Here is a 7642-nt window from a genome sequence, read left to right as displayed (position 1 = left end):
GTGCAGAACGCACCCATTAAGGGTCCGACGCCGCCGACGCTGAGGAAGAGTGGAACCATGCGTGAATATCTGAAGTTCTACATCGACGGCCAGTGGGTCGACCCGGTCGAGCCGAGAAGCCTCGACGTCGATAACCCAACCACTGAAGAGGTTTCCGGACAGATCGCCATCGGCGGCGCGACCGACGTCGACCACGCGGTCGGGGCGGCCCGCAAGGCGTTCAGCACCTGGTCACAATCCACTCGCGACGAACGACTCGAAGTGCTGGGCGCCATTCTCGCCGAATACCAGAAGCGTGCCTCCGATCTGGCGGATGCCGTCAGCGAGGAGATGGGTGCGCCGGCCTCGCTGGCCGCGGGCCCGCAGGTCAACCTCGGCATGGGACACCTGTCCACCGCGATCGACGTGCTGAAGAACTTCCAGTTCTCCGAGCAGCACGGCAGCACCCTGGTCTCCAAGGAGCCGATCGGCGTCTGTGGCCTGATCACACCGTGGAATTGGCCGATCAACCAGATCGCGTGCAAGGTATTCCCGGCGCTGGCAACCGGCTGCACCATGGTGCTCAAGCCGTCAGAAGTGGCTCCGTACTCAGCGCAGATCTTCACCGAGATCATTGACGCTGCAGGCGTTCCCGCGGGGGTTTACAACCTGCTTTACGGTGACGGACAGGGTGTCGGAGTTGCGCTGTCGAGCCATCCCGACATCGACCTGGTGTCGTTCACCGGATCCACTCGCGCCGGCATCGACGTCGCCAAGAACGCGGCGCAGTCGGTCAAGCGGGTGACCCAGGAGCTCGGTGGCAAGAGCCCCAACATCGTGCTTGACGACGATGACTTCGCCAAGAGCGTGGCGGCGGGAACGTCGGTGATGATGATGAACAGCGGTCAGAGCTGCAATGCTCCCTCGCGAATGCTGGTGCCCAACTCGCGTTTGGATGAAGCGATGGCGATCGCACGCGAGACTGCCGGCGCGGTGAAGGTCGGCATTGCCGAGGATAAGACGGCCATCGGTCCGGTGGCGTCCAAGGCGCAGTTCGACAAGATCCAGGGACTGATTCAGAAAGGTCTCGACGAAGGCGCCACGGCCGTCGTCGGCGGCCTGGGACGGCCCGACGGACTCGACGCCGGGTACTACGTGAAGCCGACCGTGTTCGCCAACGTCACCAACGACATGACCATTGCACGCGAGGAGATCTTCGGGCCGGTGCTGTGCATCCTCGGCTACGGCGATCTCGACCAGGCCGTCGAGATCGCCAACGACACCGAATACGGGCTTGCTGGTTACGTGTCGGCCGCAGACCTGGACGCGGCGCGCGCGGTCGCCCGCCGTATCCGCGCGGGTTCGGTCGCGATCAACCACGGTTTCGACCTGAGCGCACCGTTCGGAGGCTACAAGCGCAGCGGCAACGGGCGCGAGTGGGGGCAGTTCGCCTTCGACGAATACTTGGAGACCAAGGCGGTGCTGGGGTACGCGGCACAGTAGGCGAGGGGGAGGTGAGTACCACCGGGGAGAGGGAAGAGGAACGGTCGAATGACATCTGCCACTGAGGATTATCGCTCCGAGAAGGGATTGGCGCGGGTCGCCCAGTCTCTCGCCGGCTGGACGGAGAAGTGGTTCCCAGATGCGTATGTCGTCGCCCTGGCAGGTGTCGTCGTCGTTGCCGCAGCGGCGCTGGCCAACGGCTCCTCTCCGCAGACGGTCGTGAATGCCTTTGGCGACGGCTTCTGGGATTTGACGGCATTCACCCTCCAGATGGCCATGGTGGTGCTGACCGGATACGTCGTCGCCACGAGCCCGCCCGTAGCAAGGCTGATCGACCGCCTCGCCACCGTGCCCCAGACCGCGAGGGGCGCGGTGAGTTTCGTTGCGTTCCTGTCCATGTCGGTCTCGTTCCTGAACTGGGGGCTCAGCCTGGTGTTCGGTGGTCTGCTGGCTCGGGCGATCGCACGCCGGACCGAGCTGCGGGTGGACTATCGTGCGCTCGGCGCCGCGGCCTTCATGGGGCTGGGTGCCGTGTGGGCCCTAGGCATGTCGTCTTCCGCGGCACAGCTGCAGGCAACCGCAAGCTCGCTGCCACCGGAGCTATTTAAGATCACCGGGGTTCTCGACTTCGGCACCACGATCTTCACGTGGCAGTCCCTGCTCATGTGCGCCATCCTCATCGCGCTGACCGTGGTGATCGCTCATTTCTCCGCACCGAGGGGCGCGGCCATCAGGACCGCCGAGGACCTGGACGTGGACTTGGACGACCAGAACCAAGAGGTCCCCCTACGCTCGCGGCCGGGAGAATGGCTCGAGTACAGCCGCGTCCTGCCCGTCCTGGCGGGCCTGATGACGTTGGGATGGCTGGTTTCCCAGCTGCTCAGCAAGCCAGTCCTGTCCGTCGTCAGCAGCCTGAATGGATACTTGTTGGTCTTCCTCGTGTTGGGGCTGGTGTTGCACGGGACGCCACGCAAGTTCCTGCAAGCCGTGGTGAAAGCCGTACCGGCCACTGGCGGCATCCTCGTTCAGTTTCCGCTGTACGCCGCCATGGCGGCAATCCTCACCAAGGCGGAAGGCAGTGGCGGACAGACTGTCTCGGATCAACTGGCGGCATTTTTCACAGACGTTGGCGGCGGGGCCTTCGCACTCGTCATCGCCGTCTATACCGTCGTGCTCGGTATCTTCGTCCCATCCGGCGGCGGAAAGTGGTTGGTCGAGGCCCCCTACGTCATGCAATCGGCCACCGACGTCCACATGAACCTGGGCTGGACGGTTCAGATCTACAACGTGGCCGAAGCCCTACCGAATCTGATCAATCCGTTCTTCATGCTGCCCTTGCTGGCGGTGCTCGGGCTCAGAGCGCGTGATTTGGTTGGATTCACGTTCTTGCAGTTCATTTTCCACCTGCCGGTGGTCCTGGCGCTGGTGTGGCTGCTCGGAATGACATTCGACTTCGTCCCTCCTGTTATGCCCCCTGCACCGTAAGCGCGGCACATTGGCCTCCGTCGCCGCCGTGAGGGGCTCCGGCGGCCCGGGCCGGACCTTCGTGTGCGTGGTGCACGACTGATCTATGGCCGACGTGTGGCGAGGTTGCCGCAAATATCGATGGCAGCAACAGGTCTACCGCCGCGCTTCCACGCGCATAACCTCGGGTCGATCGCTGGTGGCCGCGAGGTGGCACGTCAGCGATAGTGTGCAGCGATGGATACTGAAGTCAGCGGCGGGGAGCCCGTCGTAGTGGGAATTGACGGCTCCGACGCAGCGCTTGGGGCGGCCCGGTGGGCCGCGGAATACGCCGCGAAGAGCGCGTCACCGCTGGTGTTACTGCACGCGGTGGCGGGGCTGGACTGGCATTTCATCGGAGAAGGCACTGCGCCTGCGTCCGACGGAAGTGACTCTGCCGTCACGGTTCTCGGTGCCGCCGAGACCGCCGTACGGGACGCGCATCCGGATGTCGAGGTGCACACCACGACTGTGAAGAAGTCGGTTGCTGCTGCGCTGCAGGATGCGTCCAAGGGAGCTCGCCTGCTAGTGGTTGGCACCGGCACGGATGGCGGCCGCGTACTGGGCAGGCACGTCGTGCGGATCTCGCACCGGGCACTGTGCCCCGTCCTTGCCTGGCGGGCGCCTGCAGCCCACCGCACCGGTAAGCCACTGCCCGTCGTAGTCGGCATCGACGAATCCGAGGGGTCCGTCCGGGCGCTGGCGGTCGCGTTCGATGTCGCGCAAGTTCTTCATGCCCCGTTGACCGTGGTGCACATGTGGGAGATCGGTGCGGCGGTCGGGCTGGGCTACAGCCAGGGACTGATGGACTGGCAACTACTGGATCTACTGCAGACTCAGCAGCGTGAGCGCATGGACGAGCTGGTCGCCCCGCTCGCCAGAAACCACCCGAACGCGCACGTGACCGCTATTTTCCGGGACGTCAGCCCGGCTAAGGGACTCAGCGAGTTGTCCGGTGACGCGCAGCTGGTGGTGGTCGGCAGCCATGGCAGCGGCAGAATCGTCGAGTCGACGCTCGGTTCGGTCAGCCAGAGCGTGCTCCACCATGCCGAGTGCCCGGTGCTGGTGGTTCGCTAGCGCGCAGACCGCCGAGGACGGACGACCACGTGGCCGCCATCCCACCACCGGTGTCGGCCATTCTTCGCTGCGTCTCGACAAGCGTGTGCAATCTGACCTCCGTGACCCCGGTTGTCTCACCGCCGATATACGAATCTTGCCTGCGGACAACGACTCCGAAGCGCCACCGTCAGCGCAATGCCGGCACGGCCGGCGCGGCATGCCGGCTGCGTGCCAGCGTGATCGCGGGCACCGCAGCGAGGGCGAAGAGCACTCCCGCCATCGCGACGTAGAGGTACACGCCGGTCGCCGTGCTTACCGGGGCACCATCGGCAAAGGCCCCGGGAATTTGGGTCGCTTTGAGCACCTCGCCCCCGGCGAAGTTGAAGACGACCGAGCCGAGTGCCATCACGACCGACACCAGACCGGCGATCGTGCCCTGCCGTTCGGGGGTTTCGATGCTGGTCGCCAGGTTGTAGCCGGAGGCGCCGATCGCGCCGGCGGCCATGCCGACCATGGCGCCGCAGGCGATTGCCAGTGGGAGCACTGAGACGCCCGCGAGCATCGCGAAGGTCGCCACGATCCCGACGGCGATGCCGCCGAGAAGGGGCAGTGCTGGACCGAACCGCCCCGCGATCCATCCGGCACACGTGCCGCCGATGACGATGCCGAGATTGGGCGCGGAGAGCAACACTGCAACCGCCTCTCCGTGGCCCAGCCCGTAACCGAGCCCCAGGTCGGGGGGCACCTGGGCGATGATGCCCGTCAGTTGCAGCATGCTCCGGAAGGAACCCGCTGCCAGTACCAGCGCCAGCAGCGTCAGCAGGATCGGGCGGCGCAGCGCCCGGATGTCGATGATGGGTTCCTCGACCCGCAGCGCGAGGAACGCCCAACCGGCCAACGCGGCGGCACCAGCCGCCAGCAGCGCGATCATGCCCCCGGACAACCATCCGAAGTCTCTGCCGAGGCTGATGTAGGCGAGTACCGCACCTAGGCCGCCGCCGAGCAGGAGCGCCCCGCCCACGTCGATCCGGCCGGTGCTGCGGATCGGCGACTCAGGGATGAAGTAACGCACGCAGAGTGCGGCCGTCGCGGCGAGCAGCGCCGCCGCGATGAACACGCTCCGGAAACCGAACGCATCAATGACCGGCTTCATCACGAACGGCTCGATGATTCCGACGATCGAGGAGCCGGACGTCACGAGCCCGACCACGGCCATCGCCACCCGCGGGGTGCAGATCTGGAGTACGAGCGCCACCGTGAGGAAGATCGCGGCAAAGGCGGCGCCTTGGAGGAAGCGCCCCACCAGGAAGATCCAGACGTTGGAGGCGGCGAGGCAGACCAGCGCTCCCGTGCATGCGAGGAGCAGAGTGGCAATGAGTACCCGGCGCTTTCCGAAGATGTCGGAACTCTTCGCGAGCAGCGGCGACCAGATGGCCCCGGCCAGCATCGCGCTTGCGTTCAGCCACGCGGCCTGGTCGGTGTCGAAATGCTCCAGCAACTGGGGTAGGACCATCATGGGCGAGCCGATGGCCATGTCGGCCAGGACGTTGGCGAGGATCAAGACGGCCACCCACAGGATGAGTCGCCTACTCCAGCGGTGCTCTTGGGCGCCGGGGGCGGGCGTTTCCAGCGTGTCTTTCACTACGAATGTCCTCCGCCGGTGCTGGATGCTTGCAGTGGGTTGTCGCGGGCTGCGAGGGCTGCCCGCCGAGCAGTAAAACGAAAATTTGTCGCTTTAGTGGCAGACCGTACTTACTGTCGGCTTGCAACGCAACGTCGCACCTGGCGACAATCGGCACCCGAGTAGGGAACAGGAGGTGAGCGTGGCGATGGCCAACGGGACCGCTGACCGGCCGCCCGCGCGGCGCCCCGGTGGCCGCAATGCGCGGGTGAGAGCGCAGATCCTCGCTGCGACCGTCGAGCTAGTGGCGCGCGACGGCATCGCTGGCTTCCGCTACGAGGAGGTCGCCGAGTTTGCCGGCGTGAACAGGGCCAGTGTCTATCGCAACTGGCCCGACCGCGAGGAGCTGGTGGTCGACGCTCTGCTGCGCTACACCGAGGATCTCGCTTCCGTGGGCGACACCGGCGACATCCACCGGGACCTGGTGGACTTCCTGCTGGCCCTCGCCGGTGGCCTGGAAACGCCGTTCGGCCGGACGCTCGAACAGGCTATCCAGCCTGCCCGCGAACTCTCCACCGTTCAGTCGCTGACCAGGATCCTCGACCAGCGCGTGGCCGCCATGCAGCGGCGCGTGGACGCCGCCGTCGACCGGGGCGAGCTCCCCCCGGTCGACAGCTCCTTCCTCGGCGAGATGATCTCCGGCCCAGTGCACCTCATCGTCAACCGCGGCATGCGCCCGTTCAGCCGCACGGACGCCGAACGCATCGTCGGCGTGGTACTCGCCGGCATCCGGACCACGGCACCGCACGTCTGAGCAATCGCCCCCGCCGCGCCGTTCGGTCAGCCGTTGGTCCCGAAAGATTCTGTGTGCGACTCGATTTGAACCATTCCATCTGAGCAGTCAAGTCATGTCCGATGAGGTGCGCGACAACTATCCCCGAGGTCAGGCGGATTGTTTCAGCAAGCTGGTACAGGGGCTTTCGCGCTGTTACAGACGGCGATGTGGTGAGCTAGCGCCGTGCCGGCGGTCATCGAAGGTAGGGGCCCATGCTGAAAGCGGTTGTCGCAGTCGGTGCTTGACGCATAAGGGGAACTTCCCCGGGTCAAGTCCTTGCTGCTCGAGGGGCTGCATGGACGGACTCAGACATGCAGTGTGGGCCGGTAGATGAGCTCTTGGATATTGCCGTCGAGCGTCCGGCTCTCGATCAGCTCGAGGTCGAAGTCGGCCGCACCCTGAAAGATCGGGTCATCACCGGTCTGACCGGTGATGACGGGAAACAGCGTCACCTGGACGCGGTCGACCAAGCCGGCGGCCATCAGTGCCCGGTTCATCGACAGGCTGCCGTGCGAGCGCAACGGCACCTCGGACTCCTCCTTGAGGCGGGCGACGACGTCGACGGCGTCACCGCTCACGACGGTTGCGTCCGGCCAGTCGAGAGGTCCATCCAGGGTGGTCGACACCACTGTCGCCGGTAGGTTCCTCATCCGGGTGACCCATGGGTCACGCACCGACTCATCGGTGCTCGAGGCGAGCATCTGCACGAACGCCCGATAGGTGTTGCGTCCGAAGACCATCTGCTGCTCGACCTCGTACAAGGCGAGTCGGTGGTCGAGCAGTTCCGGGCCTTGCTTGCCCCAGTAGCCGCCCCAGTCGCCCGTGCTGACGCCGCCGTAGCCGTCGAGGCTGGAAAAGACGTCGAAGGTGTAAGTGGCGGTCATGGTGCTCTCCTCGAATGCGGTTCATGGGGTGTGTGAATACAGACGGGCAAGCGCGGCGAAACTCATCGCCGTTCGACTACCACCTCGGACCACCAACGGTGCGACCTCATACAAATCACGCCGCCGTGTCGGCTAACCGATGAAGCTCTCGGCGAAGTGGGTTACCTGCTCGGCGGTGGGGAGATCGGCGAAGTGCAAGACGAGCTCCTGCACGCCGGCCGCTTCGAAGGCGGCGATCCGTTCGGCAACGGTCTCCAC

6 protein-coding genes are annotated in these 7642 nt (G+C 65.5%); 4 read left to right on the top strand and 2 right to left on the bottom strand.

All coding sequences use genetic code 11. The features are described from left to right. The first annotated feature begins 57 nt into the window (after positions 1–57). The 3 genes from ACRDUX_RS36010 to ACRDUX_RS36000 all read left to right on the top strand — a co-directional run bounded on the left by ACRDUX_RS36010 (position 58) and on the right by ACRDUX_RS36000 (position 4062). Positions 58–1482 (top strand): aldehyde dehydrogenase family protein, encoded by a 1425-nt coding sequence (locus tag ACRDUX_RS36010; protein WP_526421498.1) that lies wholly within the window; start codon positions 58–60, stop codon positions 1480–1482. Between the two features lie 48 nt (positions 1483–1530). Beyond that, positions 1531–2967: a short-chain fatty acid transporter gene (locus ACRDUX_RS36005; protein WP_526421496.1), complete on the top strand. Its 1437-nt coding sequence runs from the start codon at positions 1531–1533 to the stop codon at positions 2965–2967. A 216-nt stretch (positions 2968–3183) separates the two neighbouring features. After that, positions 3184–4062 carry a universal stress protein gene (locus ACRDUX_RS36000; protein ID WP_526421494.1) on the top strand — a complete coding sequence of 293 codons (879 nt, stop codon included), beginning with the start codon at positions 3184–3186 and terminating at the stop codon, positions 4060–4062. Positions 4063–4231: 169 nt separating this feature from the next. On the opposite strand, the gene ACRDUX_RS35995 is transcribed toward ACRDUX_RS36000, so the two are convergent. Next, entirely contained in the window at positions 4232–5686 is a 1455-nt protein-coding gene (locus ACRDUX_RS35995) for an MFS transporter (RefSeq protein WP_526421492.1), read from the bottom strand. A 175-nt stretch (positions 5687–5861) separates the two neighbouring features. On the opposite strand from ACRDUX_RS35995, the gene ACRDUX_RS35990 reads away from it, so the two are divergent. Beyond that, positions 5862–6479, top strand: coding sequence for a TetR/AcrR family transcriptional regulator (locus ACRDUX_RS35990; RefSeq protein ID WP_526421491.1), 618 nt, complete (start codon positions 5862–5864; stop codon positions 6477–6479). A 326-nt stretch (positions 6480–6805) separates the two neighbouring features. Here ACRDUX_RS35990 and ACRDUX_RS35985 read toward each other — a convergent pair whose 3' ends face one another. After that, positions 6806–7384 carry a dihydrofolate reductase family protein gene (locus ACRDUX_RS35985; RefSeq protein ID WP_526421489.1) on the bottom strand — a complete coding sequence of 193 codons (579 nt, stop codon included), beginning with the start codon at positions 7382–7384 and terminating at the stop codon, positions 6806–6808. Positions 7385–7642: the final 258 nt, after the last annotated feature.

Origin of the sequence: Mycobacterium sp. (assembly GCF_050701675.1) — a bacterium.
Taxonomy (GTDB): Bacteria; Actinomycetota; Actinomycetes; order Mycobacteriales; family Mycobacteriaceae; genus Mycobacterium.
Note: the sequence above shows the minus strand (reverse complement) of the source record. Positions and strands in the feature narration are given on the sequence as shown.